General features: G+C 32.3%; 18 protein-coding genes. 12 read left to right on the forward strand and 6 right to left on the reverse strand.

Translation table 11 applies throughout. From position 1 onward, the window contains the following. Positions 1-13: 13 nt before the first annotated feature. The 5 genes from BN2665_RS21660 to BN2665_RS21680 all read left to right on the forward strand — a co-directional run bounded on the left by BN2665_RS21660 (position 14) and on the right by BN2665_RS21680 (position 3,679). Positions 14-718 carry an MIP/aquaporin family protein gene (locus BN2665_RS21660; RefSeq protein ID WP_055669180.1) on the forward strand — a complete coding sequence of 235 codons (705 nt, stop codon included), beginning with the start codon at positions 14-16 and terminating at the stop codon, positions 716-718. A gap of 96 nt (positions 719-814) precedes the next feature. Then, complete coding sequence (dhaK, locus tag BN2665_RS21665; RefSeq protein ID WP_055669181.1) at positions 815-1,810, forward strand: dihydroxyacetone kinase subunit DhaK; 996 nt, start codon at positions 815-817, stop codon at positions 1,808-1,810. Positions 1,811-1,932: 122 nt separating this feature from the next. Then, a complete protein-coding gene (dhaL, locus tag BN2665_RS21670) occupies positions 1,933-2,580 on the forward strand; it encodes a dihydroxyacetone kinase subunit DhaL (RefSeq protein ID WP_055669182.1) in 648 nt (215 codons plus the stop codon). A gap of 2 nt (positions 2,581-2,582) precedes the next feature. Then, positions 2,583-2,972 (forward strand): dihydroxyacetone kinase phosphoryl donor subunit DhaM, encoded by a 390-nt coding sequence (gene dhaM, locus BN2665_RS21675; RefSeq protein WP_055669183.1) that lies wholly within the window; start codon positions 2,583-2,585, stop codon positions 2,970-2,972. A gap of 218 nt (positions 2,973-3,190) precedes the next feature. After that, positions 3,191-3,679 carry a hypothetical protein gene (locus BN2665_RS21680; protein ID WP_242866003.1) on the forward strand — a complete coding sequence of 163 codons (489 nt, stop codon included), beginning with the start codon at positions 3,191-3,193 and terminating at the stop codon, positions 3,677-3,679. A gap of 37 nt (positions 3,680-3,716) precedes the next feature. On the opposite strand, the gene BN2665_RS21685 is transcribed toward BN2665_RS21680, so the two are convergent. After that, on the reverse strand, positions 3,717-4,427 hold the full coding sequence (locus BN2665_RS21685) for an HAD family hydrolase (protein ID WP_055669184.1): 711 nt from the start codon (positions 4,425-4,427) through the stop codon (positions 3,717-3,719). Between the two features lie 641 nt (positions 4,428-5,068). On the opposite strand from BN2665_RS21685, the gene BN2665_RS21690 reads away from it, so the two are divergent. Further along, complete coding sequence (locus tag BN2665_RS21690) at positions 5,069-6,193, forward strand: UvrB/UvrC motif-containing protein (RefSeq protein ID WP_055669185.1); 1,125 nt, start codon at positions 5,069-5,071, stop codon at positions 6,191-6,193. A gap of 82 nt (positions 6,194-6,275) precedes the next feature. Here the strand turns inward: BN2665_RS21690 and BN2665_RS21695 are convergent, their stop codons facing one another. The 4 genes from BN2665_RS21695 to BN2665_RS21710 form a co-directional block, all read right to left on the reverse strand. Beyond that, entirely contained in the window at positions 6,276-8,900 is a 2,625-nt protein-coding gene (locus tag BN2665_RS21695; RefSeq protein ID WP_055669186.1) for an ABC transporter permease, read from the reverse strand. After that, on the reverse strand, positions 8,900-9,580 hold the full coding sequence (locus BN2665_RS21700) for an ABC transporter ATP-binding protein (RefSeq protein ID WP_055669187.1): 681 nt from the start codon (positions 9,578-9,580) through the stop codon (positions 8,900-8,902). The genes BN2665_RS21695 and BN2665_RS21700 overlap by 1 nt, the downstream gene beginning before the upstream one ends. Positions 9,581-9,780: 200 nt before the next feature. Next, positions 9,781-11,031 (reverse strand): sensor histidine kinase, encoded by a 1,251-nt coding sequence (locus BN2665_RS21705; RefSeq protein WP_055669188.1) that lies wholly within the window; start codon positions 11,029-11,031, stop codon positions 9,781-9,783. A gap of 4 nt (positions 11,032-11,035) precedes the next feature. Further along, complete coding sequence (locus BN2665_RS21710) at positions 11,036-11,728, reverse strand: response regulator transcription factor (RefSeq protein WP_055669189.1); 693 nt, start codon at positions 11,726-11,728, stop codon at positions 11,036-11,038. A gap of 433 nt (positions 11,729-12,161) precedes the next feature. Between BN2665_RS21710 and BN2665_RS21715 the strand changes: the two genes are divergently transcribed. The 3 genes from BN2665_RS21715 (at position 12,162) to BN2665_RS26515 (ending at position 13,964) form a co-directional block, all read left to right on the forward strand. Next, positions 12,162-12,419 carry a helix-turn-helix domain-containing protein gene (locus tag BN2665_RS21715; RefSeq protein ID WP_055669190.1) on the forward strand — a complete coding sequence of 86 codons (258 nt, stop codon included), beginning with the start codon at positions 12,162-12,164 and terminating at the stop codon, positions 12,417-12,419. Between the two features lie 189 nt (positions 12,420-12,608). Further along, the gene (locus BN2665_RS21720) at positions 12,609-13,754 is read left to right on the forward strand and encodes a glycerate kinase (RefSeq protein WP_055669191.1); all 1,146 of its coding nucleotides are present in this window, start codon (positions 12,609-12,611) and stop codon (positions 13,752-13,754) included. Between the two features lie 24 nt (positions 13,755-13,778). Further along, positions 13,779-13,964 (forward strand): GntT/GntP/DsdX family permease, encoded by a 186-nt coding sequence (locus BN2665_RS26515; protein ID WP_341452714.1) that lies wholly within the window; start codon positions 13,779-13,781, stop codon positions 13,962-13,964. A 22-nt stretch (positions 13,965-13,986) separates the two neighbouring features. Here BN2665_RS26515 and BN2665_RS21725 read toward each other — a convergent pair whose 3' ends face one another. Then, entirely contained in the window at positions 13,987-15,237 is a 1,251-nt protein-coding gene (locus BN2665_RS21725; RefSeq protein WP_055669192.1) for an MFS transporter, read from the reverse strand. Positions 15,238-15,511: 274 nt separating this feature from the next. On the opposite strand from BN2665_RS21725, the gene BN2665_RS21730 reads away from it, so the two are divergent. The 3 genes from BN2665_RS21730 to BN2665_RS21740 all read left to right on the forward strand — a co-directional run bounded on the left by BN2665_RS21730 (position 15,512) and on the right by BN2665_RS21740 (position 19,108). Beyond that, positions 15,512-18,220, forward strand: coding sequence for a sigma-54-dependent transcriptional regulator (locus BN2665_RS21730; protein WP_055669193.1), 2,709 nt, complete (start codon positions 15,512-15,514; stop codon positions 18,218-18,220). Between the two features lie 208 nt (positions 18,221-18,428). Continuing rightward, entirely contained in the window at positions 18,429-18,740 is a 312-nt protein-coding gene (locus BN2665_RS21735) for a PTS sugar transporter subunit IIB (protein ID WP_055669194.1), read from the forward strand. 62 nt (positions 18,741-18,802) lie between these two features. Further along, the gene (locus tag BN2665_RS21740; RefSeq protein ID WP_055669195.1) at positions 18,803-19,108 is read left to right on the forward strand and encodes a PTS lactose/cellobiose transporter subunit IIA; all 306 of its coding nucleotides are present in this window, start codon (positions 18,803-18,805) and stop codon (positions 19,106-19,108) included. Positions 19,109-19,118 lie beyond the last annotated feature (10 nt).

Below are 19,118 nucleotides of genomic sequence, written 5' to 3' on the forward strand. Positions count from 1 at the left end.
GGGGGGAATTAGTATGTCACATTTTTTAGCTGAAGTAATAGGAACCATGATATTGATATTATTAGGAGATGGCGTTGTTGCCAACGTTTTGTTAGGTAAAACAAAGGGGAATAATTCTGGTTTAATAGTAATAGCCACTGGATGGGCTTTTGCTGTAGCAATTCCAGCTTTTATATTTGGGGGAATAAGCGGAGCTCATTTTAATCCAGCTTTAACAATAGGACTAGCTGCTATAGGAAAATTTGCTTGGGCAGAGGTTCCAGCATATATTTGTGCTCAAATGATAGGAGCTATATTAGGAGCCTGTTTAGTATACTTACATTATCTACCTCACTGGAAGGAAACAGAGGATAAAGGCTTAAAGCTTGCTGTTTTCTCTACAGGACCAGCTATAAGAAACACACCTGCAAACTTTATTTCTGAATTTATAGGTACCTTCGTTCTTGTTTTCGGTATATTAGGTTTAGGAACTGTAAAGATGGCAGATGGGTTATCTCCATTTATAGTAGGCTTGTTAATATGGGTAATTGGTGTGAGCTTAGGTGGAACTACTGGTTATGCTATTAACCCTGCAAGAGACTTAGGACCAAGAATAGCTCATGCGTTTTTACCGATACATGGAAAAGGTGATTCGGATTGGGGATACTCCTGGATACCAGTAGTAGCACCTATCCTAGGAGCTATAGTAGCAGCCTTAACCTTTAATGCAATATTCTAAAATAATTTTTGGTCAATTTAAATAATATAAAGATAAATAGAGTTAGATAATTTATTTTATCTAACTCTATTTGTAAATTAATGGGAGGATTTTGAAATGAAAAAAATAATTAATAATCCTGAACAGGTAGTTGAAGAAATGTTAGAAGGTATTGCTTTTGCCTACCCTCAATACCTAAGAAAACTAAAGGATGCTAATGTATTAGTAAGGAAAGATTCCCCTATTAAAAAGGTTGCATTAGTAAGTGGAGGGGGAAGTGGACATGAGCCTTCTCATGGTGGCTTCGTAGGTAAAGGCATGCTTGACGCTGCTGTAGCTGGAGCTGTATTTACATCTCCTACTCCAGATCAAGTTTTTGAAGCAGTTAAAGCTGTAGCTAATGAAGAGGGGGTTCTACTAATTATAAAGAATTACACAGGAGATGTAATGAATTTTGAAATGGCACAAGAAATGGCCGAAGCAGAAGGTATAAAAATTGCCAGTGTAGTAGTTGATGATGATGTGGCAGTAGAAAATAGTACATGGACTATTGGAAGACGTGGTATAGCAGGGACAGTTTTTGTTCATAAAATAGCAGGAGCAAAAGCAGAAAAGGGCGCATCTTTAGAAGAAGTAAAGGCTACTGCAGAAAAGGTTATAGCAAATGTACGTAGCATGGGTATGGCTTTAAGTCCATGCATAGTTCCAGCAGCAGGTAAGCCGAATTTTACATTAGCGGAAAATGAAATGGAAATAGGCATGGGCATTCACGGTGAACCAGGAACTCATAGAGAAGAATTAAAGTCTGCTGATCAAATAGTGGAACACTTAATGAGCAAAATACTAGAAGATATTAAATTAGAAAATAATGAGGAAGTTGCTGTTATGATCAATGGCTTAGGAGCAACTCCTTTAATGGAGCTATTTATAGTTAATAAAAAAGTTCATAGTATACTAAGTGAAAAAGGTATAAAGGTTTATAAGACATTAACTGGAGAATACATGACTTCCATAGAGATGGCTGGCTTCTCAATTAGTATTTTAAGATTAGATGAAGAATTAAAAGAATTATTGGATGAATCAGCAGATACTCCAGCTTTTAAACAACTATAAAATAAAGAGAGTAGTATGGTGTTTCTTTAGGCATCGTAAAAAAATAACTAGTCAAAGATGGGCTGACTAGTTATTTTTGGGAGATGCCTTACTACTCTTCCTTTAATAGAGAGGTGAAAAATATGAGTTTTAATATAAATGAAGTTATAGAGGTTATGAAAAACATAAGTAAAGTAATTGAAGAAAATAAACAATATCTAACAGAGCTAGATGCTGCCATAGGTGATGGAGATCATGGTCTAAATATGAGTAAGGGCTTTAATGCTGCTGTAGATAAGCTTAATAATGGAGAAATTAAAGATATAGGGGGCATTTTAAAAACTGTAAGCATGGCCTTAATATCTAATGTAGGAGGTGCTTCCGGTCCACTATATGGCACAGCCTTTATGAAGGCAGCACCCTTAGGAAATGGTAAATTAGATATGGACATAAATGATTTCTCTTTCATGCTTGAAGCCGCTATAGAAGGTATTAAGACTAGAGGCAAAGCAATACAAGGGGAAAAAACCATGTTAGATGCTTTAGAACCAGCTCTTAAGGTTATAAAAACTAGTATTGAAAATAATTTAAGTACTACAGAAATATTGGATAAAGCGCAGAAGAGTGCTTATGAAGGAGTGGAGTTTACTAAAACTATAGCTGCCACAAAAGGAAGAGCCAGTTACCTTGGAGAGAGAAGCATTGGTCATCAAGATCCAGGAGCTACCTCTAGTTATTTAATACTAAAAACTATTTTTGAAAAAGTTAAAGAAAAAGCAGAGGAGAAGTAGTTATGGTAGGATTGGTTATTCTTTCTCATAGTCTAAAGATAGCAGAAGGAGTTAGAGAACTTGCATTAGAAATGTCGCCGGAAGTACCGATTTTTGCTACAGGAGGTACTGAGGATGGGAGGTTAGGTAGTGATTTTCATAAGGTTTGCGAAGCTATAAGAAAAGCGTATAGTCCTAAAGGCGTAATAGTTCTCTTTGATTTAGGCAGTGCCTTTATGAATGGAGAAATGGCTATAGAAGCTTTAAGCAGTGAGCTTGGAGGGAATATTGAAATGGTAGATGCTGCTTTGGTAGAAGGTGCTATAACTGCAGCGGTGGAAATAAGTTTAGGAAAAAGTATGGAACAAGTTAAGGAAAGTTTAAGCAGATTGTGTATAGGGAAAATAAGCTAATTATATTACATCAAGGATTCTTTTGAAGGGGTAAGCTGCTTAGACATAATTAAGAATTATGATTATTTCACTGATGAACGAAAAATATATTGTGTAAAATTAACAAGGGTTGTTGTTGAATTTATAATGCTATTTACAACATACATAAGAATCTATAACACTTTTTTAGCTAAGTGCATAGTATATTAAGGTAATACTTAGTAATGAGGAGTGTATAAATGTACTGGCGTTATAATCATTTAGATGCAGAAGATTTTGATAGGGACTATGAGGAGGCTTTTGATCCTTCTTGGTTTTACTATACGCAAGGGTACAGAGTTAACCCCTTTGATTCTTTTAATCCAATGCAAGGGCCACCAGGACCACCATCAGGGGGGCCAGGCATGGGCCCAGGAGGGCTACCTGGTCAAGGCGTAGGCCCAGCAGGTCCAGGAGGACCTGGAGCTAATAAGCCACCTAGTGGACCTCCACCAGCTATGACACCAAGTAAAGCACAAGCCCAAGCACAGGTTAAAGCTGTATCACCAGCCACTATAAGACCATGCCTATTTAGGTTTGTTTATATTTGGCCTAGATTTGGAATGGGCTTCTGGGCTTATTTAATATTTGCAGATAGAAGGTCTGTAGCGGGCTGGAGATGGAATGGAAGAAGATGGCTCTATTTTGCAATGGATTTAAGAAGAATAGATAGTTTTATTTGTTATTAAAAAGATCAGGGGCTAAAACCCCTGATTTTTATATTATTTATTTTAAACTAGGTAATGAATTTAAGAAATTCACAAACTCCATATAGCTTCCTTTGTAATCACAGCATATGGATTCATCAGATTTATGTAGTAGGTTGTCCGTTATAAGATAAGTCTTTATGCCTAATTTTCCAGCAATTAGATCCTCCTGAACATCATTACCAACCATTAAACATTCTTCTGGTTTTTTATTGATATCTCTTAATATTTCCTCATAATACTTTAGCTGTGGTTTGCAGTAGTGGTTATGTTCGAAATAGGTGATATAATCAAAAAAATCTGGAGAGAAACCAGCCCAAGATATTCTATGATTGATTGCATCTTTGGGGAATAGGGGATTAGTAGCCAGTACTAGCTTATAACCCTTGTCTTTTAAAGATAATACACTATTTCTTAGATCCTCTATGACATTTACAGCGGATTTCATTTCTAAAAAGCTGGAATTATAGTAATCGCTAAACCCATCTTTAAAAATTGGGAACTTATCCTTAACCCTACTAGAAAAGTCTTTCATAAAGATCTCCTCATTGGTTAAAGGCTCGGTATTTTCTACCATGACCTTTGTTGAGGACCATATGTGATTAATTAAGCTTTCAGCATCCATAATGTCAGAAAAATACTCACATAGGGTCTTAAAATAAATTTTTTCGAAAATTTTCATATTGATAGGGAGAAGTGTGCCATCCAAATCAAAAAGTATAGTGTTCATTTTTTACCTCCTTATTTCTTTGAATCCATATATTTTATAATATCATACAAGTTACAATGACAGCGATTTTTTTTATATAATCTGTAATACTCTTTTTATTACTTTTCTTTTCTGATAAAATAAAGCTATTATTAAAGGAGTGAGTATTCAATTTTAAAAATTAATGTGTGAAAGAGCAAAAAGAAATTAGGACGATTTATAAGATTAATGATTATCTGTATAAATCGCCCTAATTTCTTAACTTAACTGTTGGTTCAATGTTGCTTTGCAATGATGCAATTTCACTCCTTGCTTTTTCCCATTCTTTATTCTCTCTCCTAGCTAAAATAAATGGTTCTTTAATATATATAAACCCTTTGCAAAGAGGAATAATGATGGATTTAAATTGTTAAGTATCTAATAAAAGCTAAGTATTTTGGTGGTCTCCCCTCCTACCTATTAGAAATTAAATAACATTACTATTATTTGAATTACATCACCTCCTAAAATTTAAGTGGTTTAAGAGGTTGGTAGAAATGATATATTTTATGATTTAATAATACATTATTCTGAAAATTATGTCAATGCATTTTGATGCTAATTAACATACTATTTAAAAAGTTAAAATTTTATTTAAAATCTTTTATGGAAGTGGTTTTATTATGATAGATAACAGAGTTTTAAAAGAAAAGGCCAATGCTTTACCAGATAGGCCCGGGGTTTATTTGATGAAGGATTCTATTGATAATATTATTTACATAGGTAAGGCTAAGAATTTAAAAAATAGAGTTAGGCAGTACTTTATGAATTTAAAGAATAGATCTCCTAAGGTGGAAAAGCTGATTTTAAATGTAAGCGATTTTGAATATATAATCACCGATACAGAATTGGATGCACTTATAATGGAATGCGCTTTAATTAAACAGAAGAAACCATTTTATAATAAATTGATGAAAAATGAGAAGGCCTATGTATATATTAAAATTAATTTACAAGAGCAAATTCCAGGGTTAAATATAGTTTATGAAAGATTAGAAGATGGAGCTGTTTATTTTGGACCGTATACTAGTACAAGTGTATTGGAGTCAGCTATAGAAGCCTTTAGAGAATTTACTCCCATCAGAAGATGCAATAAGGTATTAAGCAATAAGAAAATGTGTTTTTATTATAGAGGATGCAAATGTAGTGAATTATGCAACGGTAATGGAAATAGAGAAGAGTATATGATTACCATAAATAATATAGTTGAATTTCTAAAAGGGAGAGATTTTGGATTACTTCAATTATTGGAGAATGAGATGGAGATAGCTGCTGAGAACCTTGATTTTGAAAAGGCTGCGAAGCTTAGAGATTTTATCAATGCCTTAAAAAGGGTAATAGCTGCTCAAAACACCATTAAAGACTCTAATAAAAGAAGATACATATTAGCCTTACAAAGTATTGATGAAAATAGATGCAAAATGTTTTGGATTTATGGTAATAGATTAGTGAATTCACTAATCATAGATAAGGAAGCTTTAATAGACCATGAGCTTGTAAATAGTTTGATTTTTAGTTTAGAAGAAGAGTTGGAATTTAAAGAAAACTTAGAGCAAGAAGCAAAGTATAGTGAAACCGCAGTAACAAAAGAAGAATTAGATGAAGAACAAATAATATACTCTTATTTAAAAAGTAAAAGGGAGACTATAAAATATAAGCAAATTCCCCATAAATATATAAAAGCAAAGGATTATAAATATATAAGTGAGGTATTAAATGGCTTAAGGAATCTCCCAAAAAATAACTAGTCACTCTACTGCATCCTTTACTAGTTATTGTTTTATGATGCCTAAAAGAAAACTTCAGCCAGACTTAGCTGACTGAAGTTTTTTATTCTTCCATTCTTATAGTATCTACTATATTTTGAGATTTAATTTTTCTTAAGGGTAAGAGTGTGGATAGCAATGTGATTAGGATAGCACCTGCAGTACTTATCAAGATAGCTTTATAAGGTATAATCCAAGGTATATCAAAGGAATTACCTATCAGCTTATTGAGTACATAGCTTAGCATGCAGCCTACTACAGAGCCTATAATAGAAGCTACAATTCCATGTAAAGTGCCTTCTAAATAAATCATATTTTTTAGCTGCTGCTGGGTCATTCCTATAGCCTGTAAAGTAGCAAACTCCCTTTTTCTAAGCAGTAGATTGGTGCTTATGGTGTTTATTATATTAACAGAGCTTATAAGTGTTATTACAGAAATAAAACCATATACTAAAACACTAAGCTCTAATTCCATTCTTTTATTTTTTTCAGCAGATTCCTTATAATCATAGAATTGAGTAGTTTCATATATACTTTTATCTTCAAAATATTTTCTAACCTCTTCACGCTTTGAGTTGTCCTCTGATAGCTTCATAGGTATTTTGGTAAAATTCTTATTTCCTACAAGGGTGGTGTAGGCTTTTTCAGTGGTAATAAAGAATAAAGAATCTTGAGGTGAAGTAGTTAAAACAGGTTCATAATCTATTATAGCTAGGATTTTTAAGTTCCAAAAGTTATTGTTGTCAATAGAATTCTTTATTTCACCAAGCTGCTTATCATAGTCACTAATATCAGAGGTTTTGGGCAGCTTTATTATATCCCCTACCTTATAGGTCGAAAAATTTTCTTTGATTTCTTTTGACTTATTATTTATTACTACATTTTTGTTCACTAATATTATACCCATATTGTCTAGGGCATCTATATCTATTTTGCCATCCAATAAGGTTTTTTCACACAATTTTAAAGCCTCGTTATCAAAACCCATAATTCTAAAGTTATGAATAAAAGCATAATCTTTATATTCCTCTATATAGGGCTTTCTAGTGGTTCTTTCTTCGTATTTAGGATTGATTTTATTCTTAGGAATTGCAATCATAGTGTCTGTATCCATGTACTTATAGGCTGCTTCCACACCTGGAAGTTTTTTCATTTCTGAATAATCACTGTCTGTAAAGGGAGTACCTCCATAACTAATGTAGAAGGCATCAAAATATTTAGTTTTGTTAGGATCATTTGAAAGCTTCACATAATCTATAAAGGTGTTGAAGGTGATAAACATCACAATACTTATAACCAGAGAGAACACTGTAACAAGGAATCTTTTCTTGTTTCTATTAACATTTTTATAGGCCAATATGCCTTCTGTTTTAAAAAATAAGCCAATTATTTTACCTTTTGAAACCTTTTTTATATTTCTGATTTTTAAAGCACTAGGATTTCTTACAGCTTCTAAAGGACTTATTTTTCCAGCAGCCCTAGCAGGTAGTATTACAGATAGAAATATAGTTAATATGCCAATTAAGGAACTTATCAATAATACTTCTATATGAACATTCATTTTAAAGCTAGAGTTAGAGCTAGAGCCTAGAAAGCTAATATTTCCTAGTACTAATAATAGAATTTTCATAGCATAAACACCCGATAATAATCCTAAAGGAATTCCTATAATGCTCATCATAAAAGCTTCTTTAAATACTATTTTTCTTATTTGAGAGGGTGTGGCACCTACGGAACGCAAAATTCCAAACTGACTGATTCTTTCAATGACAGAAATATTAAAGGAATTATATATAACAGCTATTGTGCATATTACTATGATAGATACTATAAAGATGATAGTACCTAATAGAGTTTTGTTTAAATCTAGATTTGAGCCTTGAGCATAATATTTTAACAGTTCATTATTGAACTTAAGCTCTATATTAGGGTTAATATTATGAGCTATTTCTTTAGCTATATCTCTTTTATTAGCCTTGCTTATTATGTTTGTATAAGCTGTAATATTTTCTTTTTTCATATCCTCTTCTAAGTAGGTATAGCCATTAAAGGTTATATTTCTAGTACCAAATCCCTTTTCCTTGCAAATCCCCACAAGCTTAAATTCCAGCTTGCTAGTTACTTCAAAGCTCTCGTCATCACTCCAAGAGTTTTCAGGTAAAGTTTTTGTGCTATTTGGAACTTTTCTATCTCCAAAATATAATACTACGGTATCACCTATTTTAATATCAGGCTTTAGGTATTTTAAAGCTCCTCTTTCTACTATGATTTCATTTTTATTCTTTGGATAAGTACCCTCAAGGAGTTCAATATTAAAGGTTTTATCAAAGGCATTTTCATCAAAAGCCTTTAAATTTATAAACCTATATTTAGGAATACTAGGCTTTAATGCTTCCTTAGGTGTATCATATATCTTGGTAAGTCCTAAAGTTGTAGTTAAAGATACATTCTTTAGGGAGGCATGGTTTTTAATTATATCTGCCTCCTTAGATGATAGGTTTGAATAAGCAGCCTCGTAATCTCCGCTATATTTTTTAGAGGTTTCAATTCGATTATCACCAAAGCTATAAATAATGGTTCCAAGAGCACAGATTAAAGCCACAGACATTATTATGCCTATAATGGTTAAGAGCGTCCGCTTTTTATGTAGCTTTAGGTAACGAGTAGTTATATCTATGTAGCTTTTCATTACCTAACCACCTCGTCTTTAGCAATTATGCCATCTTCTATGCTTATTACTCTATCAGCCTGTTTTGCTATATTTAAATCGTGGGTAATTACTATAAGAGTCTGATTGAATTTTTTTACGGAATATCTTAATAATTCAATAATCTCCTTGCTATTCTTACTGTCTAAATTACCTGTAGGTTCATCTGCTAAAATAATAGAGGGCTTATAGGCTAGAGCTCTGCCTATAGAAACTCTCTGCTGCTGTCCACCTGATAATTGAGAAGGAAGATGGTGACGTCTTTCTTTTATATTTAAAATGGTAAGCAACTCTTCTATATATTTTATATCTGGTTTTTTATTATCTAATAAAAGAGGCATAAGTAAATTTTCTTCCGCAGTAAGTACAGGAATTAGGTTATAAAATTGAAATACAAAGCCTACTTTTCTTCTCCTGAAAATAGAAAGCTCCCTTTCTTTTAAGGAATATATGTCCGTATCATCGATAATGACCTTTCCAGAGGTTGGACTGTCAACTCCACCAAGCAAATGCAATAGCGTGCTTTTTCCAGAGCCTGAGGGGCCTACGACAGCAACGAACTCACCTTGATTAATTGATATATTTACATTTTTTAATGCCTCTACTTTTGTTTCGTTTTTACCATAGCTTTTACATAGGTCTATGGTTCTTAAAATCTCCATTTAAGTACCTCCATAAACAATTCTTTAATTTTTTATAGATACTCAAATAATTAAAATTGAATATCTATTTACTATGATAATAAATGAATCTTACAATTAGGTGAATTTTTATCTTACTATTTAGTAAGAATTGAAAATAGTTATTTTAACGTAAGAGATCGCTTAAAAAGTTTTTTAAACTATTTGCAAAGAATTCATAGCTATATTACAGATTTTAAAAAAGTTATTTGAAATTCAGAACCGAGGTTTACTTTACTTCTAACTATTATGCTTCCACCTTGCCCTTCAACTATAGATTTTGAAAGAGCCAGACCTATACCTATGCTGTTTGGATTCTCATTACTGCTAGCTTTATAAAATCTGTCAAAAATTCTAGGCAGCTCTCTTTCATTTATACCTTTTCCCTGATCTCTTATAAAGACCTGAACACATAAGGGGGTTTCTTCCCAGATTATTTCAATGTTGCTACCTTCCTTAGAGTGCTCCACAGAATTTTTTATTATATTTGTAATAGCTTCCGCAGTCCAGTTTGAATCATGGGGAAAAAGTATATCCTCCTTAGAGTTTAATAGTATTTTTTGATTTTTATCTTCTGCTTGAATTTTAATAGGGGATATGGCTTTTTCTAGTGTCTTTAGTAAACTGCTATTCTTACAATTGAATTCAATAGATTTAGATTCTAAACGTGCTAATTTAAGAAGACTTTTTATAAGCCATTCCATTCTGTTAAGTTGTTCAGCACTTTTTTCTATAAAATCTTGTCTGGTTTCCTCCTTTAATTTGCTGTCTTTTAGCAATATCTCATTAAACATGATCAGTGAGGATAGAGGAGTTTTTAGTTGATGAGAAATATCAGAGGTAATATTTTTTAAAAATCTTTTTTCTTTTTTAAGGGTATCCATACTTAACTTAAGTCTCTTTCCCATCTCATTAAATTGATGACATAAAATATAAAAGTCTCCTTCACCGTTTTCAGAGAGCTTTATATTAAAATTTCCACTTATAATTTTTTCTGCCTCTGAAGAAATCTTCTTTATGTTGTTAAATAGCTTTTTATAATCAAACATGATAAAAATGAATATAGCCAGCATTAAAATTATCAAATATGAATAGGTTTTAAGCATGAAGCCTTTATAAAAAGTTTTAAATTGAGGGACTTCTGAAAGAGAGAGGGATTGATTGTAACCATATTTAGTTAATATAGCTCTTCCGTATTCTAAATCAGCTTCTGAAATATCCTTAGTATAGTATTTTATTATATTTGATTCTTCTTCAGGACTTAATATTAGTATTTTACCTAGCACAGCAGAGTTTTGAGCTAAATATATATTATTTAACTTTTTTAGTTCTATATTAATTAAAAAGGTGCTTAATAGTAATATTATGATTTGGAGAATAATAAATTTGAAGGTCATAGATTTTACTTCTTTATTTCTAAATAATGCTTGCATAGGTCTACTCACCTCTTATCTCTAAATTCCATTTATAACCTAGACCACGCAAGGTGGAAATATATTTTGGGTTTTTAGGTTCTTCTTCAATTTTTTCTCTTAATCTTTTGATGTATACGGAAAGAGTATTATCATCTACAAATTCACCATCTATATCCCAAAGCTTTTCTAATAGCAGATTTCTTGGCATTACATTGCCAGCGTTTTTGATCAGTACTAAAAGCAATTTATATTCTACAGTTGTGAGCAATATTTCCTCCCCACTTTTTAATACTAAGCATTTTAAGGGATGAATTTCAATATCTCCTGTTTTTATAATCTCGGCACTGTTAGAAGGCTTATTTCTTCTCAAAACTGCATTTATTCTGGATATAAGTTCTTTAATTCGCACAGGTTTTGTTATATAATCGTCACCGCCAAGATCTAATCCTAGCACTATGTTAGCTTCTTCGTCACAGGCCGTTAGAAAAATTATAGATATATCAGAGCTTTTCCTGATTTCTTTACAAAAGTCATAACCATTGCCATCAGGAAGCATTACATCTAATAATAGAATTTGAAAAGTGTTATCTTTAAATCTTTTCCTAGCTTCCTCTATATTTTTAGCACACTCTACATAAAAGCCTTCGCTTTTTAATGCATATTCAATACCTAAGGCTAGAGCAGCATCATCTTCTATAAGTAAAATACTGTACATATATTGCATCTCCTCTTTAAAACGGAATTTATAGGCATCGTAAAAGAATAACTAATCAAATATAGTAGAGAGTGATTAGTTACTCTTGGTATGCCTTATATATAGTTTAAGTTAATATAATAAAAATGTATATAATAAAAGAACACTACTTATATTAGGAAGCAGTGTTCTTTCGTGGAAAGAATTTATTTAATTAATATAGAATCTATTAGCTATAGGCATGAGAACACATAAAACCTATAAATAACAAACCTATAAAAGGGACATGAATAAGAGTGTTATAAATCTTATAATGTATATATTATTTATAGCACAAAAAGAAGTAAAATAAAATAGTGAAAAGTTACAATAAAATGCAAATTCTTTTTATTTTTTTATAAAGGCATGGTATAAAATATATATAAAGGAGTGAGTATTATGGCCTTGGAGAAAGATGAATGAATGCGCTAACAACTTTAAAAACGAGATAGCCAGTATGCCTTGGGGAGATTATGAAGAATTAATAGAAACCGCAGGGGCTTTTTTAGAATGCAGTATGAACATAAAAACTGCTTCAGATAAGCTTTTTGTACATAGAAATACCTTGTTATATAGAATTAAAAAATACAGTGAATATAATATTGATATAACGAATGTATATTTATATATGAAGCTATACATTTATAATAGGATACAGAAGCTGCAAGGTTAAGAAAATATAATATATTGTGGAAAAAGCATAAAAAAGTGCAATGATATCGTTTTTAATATTATACTTTTAATACATTGTTAATAAGTACAATGGATAATATAATTAAGTTGACTCGAAGCGTATTCAAAATAACTTATTTTATCTTATTTGTAGTAGATATGAAAACAATAAATGCAGGGCGGTGAAATAATGAAAATAGTAATAGCACCAGATTCCTTCAAGGGTTCTTTAACAGCAAAACAGGTAGCTGAATCCATTGAAAGAGGTATTAGAAAAGTAGAAAAAAATATTCATATAGAAAAGGTGCCTATGGCTGACGGGGGTGAGGGTACAGTTCAGTCTTTAGTGGATGCCACTAATGGAAGGGTGGTATATACCAAGGTTTTTGATCCTCTAATGCGAGAAATAGAAGCCTTTTATGGCATATTAGGGGACGGTTCTACTGCTATCATAGAAATGTCGGCAGCTTCAGGATTACCTCTTATAAGTAAGGAGGAAAAGAATCCTCTTATTACTACAACTTATGGGACAGGTCAATTGTTTATGCATGCTTTAAATCAAGGCTGCAGAAGTTTTATTATAGGTATTGGTGGAAGTGCTACCAATGATGGTGGCGTAGGTATGATGAAAGTCCTAGGAATTAGATTTATAGATAGTGAAGGACAGGATATAGGCTTTGGTGGAGGAGAACTAGACAAAATTCACACTATAGATATAAGCGGACTAGATAACAGAATTTTAGATTGCAGCATAACCGTAGCTTGCGATGTGGATAATCCACTTTGTGGGCCGAGAGGAGCTTCTAGAGTCTTTGGGTCACAAAAGGGTGCTACAGAGGAAATGGTAGAAGTTTTAGATAGTAATATGGCTCATTATGCTAAAGTCATTAAAAGCCAATTGGGGATTTCAATTATAGATGTACCTGGAGCAGGTGCAGCAGGTGGATTAGGTGGAGGATTGATGGCATTTTTAAAGGCCAAATTGAGAAGAGGCATTGATATTGTAATAGATGCTACAGGACTAGAAGAGAGCATAAAAGAAGCAGCCTTAGTAGTAACAGGAGAGGGAAGCATAGACTATCAAACCCAATTTGGAAAAACTCCTTATGGAGTAGCTATGGTGGCTAAAAAGTATGGTATTCCTGTAATAGCTATAGCTGGAAGTATAGGAAAGGATGCTTATGCACTTTATGAAAAAGGCTTTAACAGTATTTTTTCTATAGTAGATAAACCTATGACTCTAGAAGAGGCCATAGAAAATAGTGAAATATTGCTAGAGAATACCGCCGAGAGAATAATGAGAGGAATTTTTTGCATGAATGCACGAAAAGTATGATATTCCTGAATAGCAAAAGTATTAGTGGTAATGGCCATTGGAGCAGGGGCCATGACAGTGTCTCATGCTAATGACAGCTACTTCTGGGTAGTAACTCAGTTTGGTAAAATAGATCTTAAGACTGCCTATAAAACTCAAACAGTGGCTACCTTGTTACAGGGACTAGCTATCATGGTCACGGTATTTATACTTAGCTTAATATTGATATAATTTACCATGCTTAAAGCTTCAGCTATGATATCTTAGCTGAAGCTTTTCCTTTCTCAAAAAGATATAAGGTATACATAGTCATAGATGCTATGGAGATTAGAACCATTATTAAGAGCCAAGCTGCTTTTATCTCAGTTAAGGCGATGAATTTACCCATTATAGCTGGACCAAAAGCTCTTCCGATTCCAGTGATTAGAGGCATTACAGAATTAAACCTTCCTCTGTGAGTTATAGGGGTTTTACTTACTATATACACAGATTGATTGGTAAAAACTAATATTTCGCCACTAGTCCATAGTATAGAAGAGAGTATAAATAATAAAGGTGTTTTTATATAGTAAAGCATGCCAAAGCCTAGGAAGTAAAATACTCCACCTAGAGCTACATTGATAATAGGATTAAGATTCTTAGTTCTGTTAGTTAAAAAAGAGGTTAAAGTTACCACTACTATGGCATTAGTAGCAATGACATACCCAAATAACTTTGAACCTTCTACACCAAAGGTATCCGTTACTTGTAAAGGTAGTGCAAAAAGGCTTTGAGCATGAGTAAAAGAAAATATTATGGATACTATTGCAAAAATGATAAGAGTCGGTCTATTAAAAAAGGCTTTCAGAAAGCCTTTTTCTTCTGCCTTTTCTTCAGTATTAATATTATTGTCATCTAACTCTAAATTACTGATATTACCTATGGTTTCGGGAACAAACCTATATATTAAATATATGGATAAAAGAATAGATATTATATTTCCTATAAAAAGCCATCGTACATATTTATTAAACAAGTATCCGGCAAGAAGTGGTCCTATAGCCGTTCCTATATTTGAACCTATATATAGCAAAGAAAATACTTCATTTCTATTATTCTTATGGCTTAAATCCGTAGTCATGGAAACATAAGCAGGATCAGCCATAGCGGTAAAAAAGACATTTCCATATATGAAGTAAGCAGAGCTTGGGGAGTAAGGATATATAACGCAAGGAATGAAGAATAAGGCTGATAAGCTTTGACTTATAAGCAATATACTTTTTCTTCCGTATTTATCAACTAGTTTTCCACCTAATAAAGAACCAGGTAAATAGAAACCTGAAGCAATCATAATGAGAAATCCAACTTTATCTGCAGAAAATTTTAGATTATGGGTTAAATATAAGGTTAAAAAAGGTACTACAAAATTACCCATCTTATTTATTATATTTGAAAGGAATAATACATAAATACTTTTAGGAAGATTTGAGTATTGTCTTAGAGAGCCTGGAATAAATTTAAACATAATATCACACCTTAAAACTAATGCTATATAACTTATATATTTGACATCTTTATAAAGAAATATAACTATATAAGTAATTTATTTTAATATTTAAAGTCTTTTAAAATCCCTATCTACAAAGGTCTGTGATATAATTTATAGGAGGCTGTGAAAAAGGTGTTCTATAGGTTTCGCTACACTGTGCGTGGAGCCCCACGAGCAGCCCGCGAAAAAGAATACCTATGTTTTTCACATCCTCCTATAGAGAGTAAGTTAAAGGTTTGGAGGAGCATAGATGAAAAAAGTTGATAAGGTTTATAAGGTTTTATCTGATTTACAATCTGAAGGTAAAAAAAGTATTTCAGCGGAAGAGCTCATGCATCACTTAAACCTTGACAGAACTAGTGTAAGTCGATACCTCAATCAATTGTTTAGAGAGGGAAGAGTTATTAAAATAAATAGTAGGCCGGTTTTATATGCCTTGGCAAAAGAACAAGAGCCTTCTGTAAAAACGGATATAAAAGTAGGGAGTCTAGATAAAATAATTGGTGCAGATTTTAGTCTTAAAGTATCTGTTCAACAAGCTAAGGCTGCTATGCTTTATCCTCCTAGGGGACTCCATACACTGATTTTAGGAGAAACCGGGGTTGGTAAATCCATGTTTGCGGAACTTATGTATGAGTTTTCTAAAGAATCTAAGATAGTTGAAGAAAATGCTCCTTTTATAAGGTTTAATTGTGCTGACTATGCAGATAATCCTCAGCTGCTTATAAGTCAGATATTTGGAGTTAAAAAGGGAGCCTATACTGGAGCTGATTATGATAGAGAAGGATTATTGAAAAAAGCCCATGGAGGAATTCTTTTTTTAGACGAGGTTCATCGTTTGCCTCCCCAAGGACAAGAGATGTTATTTACTTTTATAGATAAAGGTTCCTTTAGGCCCTTAGGGGAGACTGAAAAGATGGTAGAGGTTGAAGTTCAAATAATTGCTGCCACTACTGAATATTCACAATCTGCCTTATTAAAAACCTTTGTTAGAAGAATTCCTATGGTTATAGAATTACCTCCTCTTAGAGAAAGAAGCTTGATAGAAAGATATTACCTATTGGTGGATTTTATAAAAGCGGAATCTAAGAGGTTAAATAAGAGTATATATGTAGATAAAAGTGCCTTGACTTCTTATTTATTATACGACTGCCCTAATAATATAGGCCAGCTCAAAAGCGATTTTCAGCTAGCTTGTGCCAAGGCCTTTTTAAAGTATAAAACTAAAAACATTGGTCATATACTTATTGAGCAGGAAGATTTACAGCAACAAGTAAAAAAAGGATTAATGCGAATTCAAGATTATAGAAAAGAGATCAATGAAATACTCAAAAATAAGGGTGATATTTTAAGATTTAATTATAATGAGCAAGGTAATATAAACAATGAAGTAATAACCTTAGAGAATAGTGAGAACAATGAGATTTTCTATGATATTATAGAAAAAAAACTCTCTCTACTAAAAGCTCAAGGATTATTGGAGAAGGAGATAAATCAAATACTAAATATAGATATTGAAAGCTATTTCAGCAAATATATGAGTAGGCTTCCTGAAAAGTTTCCTAAGGATCAGCTTTATAAATTTGTAAACATGGAAATAGGTGATGTTGTAGAAAAGATATTAAGTATTGCAGAAGGAAGGCTAAATAAAACCTTTGGTGAAAAAGTTTATATTGGTTTAGCTATTCATCTTCAGGGAAGTTTAGATAGAATAAAAAATGGAAATAAAATTTATAATCCTAAACTTAATTTTATAAGAATAAACTATTCTGACGAATTCTTGACGGCTATGGAACTAGCAAAGATAATAGAGAACAAATTTAGTATAGAAATTCCTTTAGATGAGATTGGATATTTAGCTATGTTTTTAGCCTCAGATTTGTATGAAGCAGAAATAAAAAAGGAGTCAAAGGTAGGTATACTCGTAATAATGCACGGGGACTCTACTGCAAGCAGTATGGTTAGAGTTGCCAATGGCTTAATAGGGGAGGAGTATACAGAATATCTGGATATGCCTTTAACCATGAAAGCTGAAAAGATGTATGATATAGCAAAAAATAAGGTAATAGAAATTGATAAGGGAAAGGGAGTTCTCCTATTAGTAGATATGGGTTCTCTTACAAACTTTGGAGAAATGATATCTGAGGAAACGGGAATAAATATAAAAACTATCGATATGGTCAGCACCCCTATGGTAATCGAGGCTTGTAGCAAGGCACTTTTGGGAAGAGAGCTGCAATCAATTTATAAATCTTGTTTAGAATTAAGCAGATATAGGATTGAAACTAGAACCAACAATTATAGTAAAAAGAAGTTTTTAATTATTACGGCTTGTTTTACTGGAGAGGGGTCTGCTGAGACCTTAAAACAAATCATAAGTCAAAATTTCACTAAAGCTTACAATATAGAGATTATAGCCTTGAACATATTGGATCGTAATGATTTTTTAACTCATGTGGAGAGCTTAAGTGAAGAGTATAAGATCATTGCCCTGGTTGGTACTGTTAATATGTTTATTGAAAATATACCCTTTATTCCTGCACCAGATATTTTATCCGGTGAGGGAGTTAATAAAATAAGTAAATTGATAGAAGCAGAAGAGGATTACATAAAAATTGAAAAATCATTAAAAAACCATTTAAAGCTTGATAAAGTAGAAGACCTAGTTGGGGATTGCAGAGCTATTATTAGAAGTATTGAGAAAATACTTAGTATGGTCATAAATGAAGAAGCAAAGACAGGAATTATTCTTCATTTAGCCTTTATGGTAGATAGAATAAAAAATGAGAATGAGACTATAATACATGAAGATGTTGATGCCATGAGGAATATTTATACTAAGGAATTTATACTCATAAAGCAAACTCTTAAGCCTTTAGAGCAAAAATATCATATAGAAATAAATGATGATGAGCTGGCTCATATAGTAAAAATCCTAATAAACAATAATGAAAATTAATATATTGTGCGATACTGTGCAATGCAATAATACTGTGCAAGAATAGTGGGATAGTGTGCAATAAAATAAAGCACTATTTCGCTATTTTTTTCCCTTAAAGGCTTGTAATAGTGAAACATTGCACAGTTATAATTGGCATGCAATTTGCTAAATATATAAGTGTAAGTTATATAAGGTTTAAATAAAAGTTAATCAGGAGGAATAGTATATGATAAGAGTATTATTAATTTGTTCAGCAGGTATGTCAACAAGTATGCTAGTAGCTAAAATGAGACAGGCAGCAGAAAAGCAAGGTATAGAGGCAGAGATAAATGCAGTAGGGGAATCCCAACTTTCTAACTATGTAGATAAAATAGATGCATTATTGCTTGGACCACAGGTTAGATTTTTACACAATAAGATAAAAACAAGCTTAGAGCCTAAAGGAATACCAGTAGAAGTTATAAACAATATGGACTATGGTACTATGAATGGGGAAAAAGTATTAAAGCAAGCTATAGATATGGTAAATAATAAGTAATAAAGATAGTAAAAATCACGTCACATATATTGCAAAAGTTATAATAGAAAGAGGTAAATTTAATGGAGCAAATAGTTTTAAATCTTATAATGAACAGCGGAGATGCTAGAAGCTATGCAATGGAAGCTATACAAGCTGCCAAGGATGGAGATTTTAATAATGCAGAGGATTTGATGAAGAAATGCAATGAGCAGTTAGATCATGCTCATGCTGCTCAAACCAATCTTATTCATTCTGAGGCCAGTGGAAATAAAACTGAGTTTTCATTACTTCTTGTACATGCTCAAGATCACCTTATGACAACCATAACTTTAAAGGATCTTGCTTTAGAAATCATAGATATACACAAAAAAATAGATGCTAATTAAAAAAGCAAAG

The organism is Desnuesiella massiliensis (assembly GCF_001403615.1).
Taxonomy (GTDB): Bacteria; Bacillota; Clostridia; order Clostridiales; family Clostridiaceae; genus Desnuesiella; species Desnuesiella massiliensis.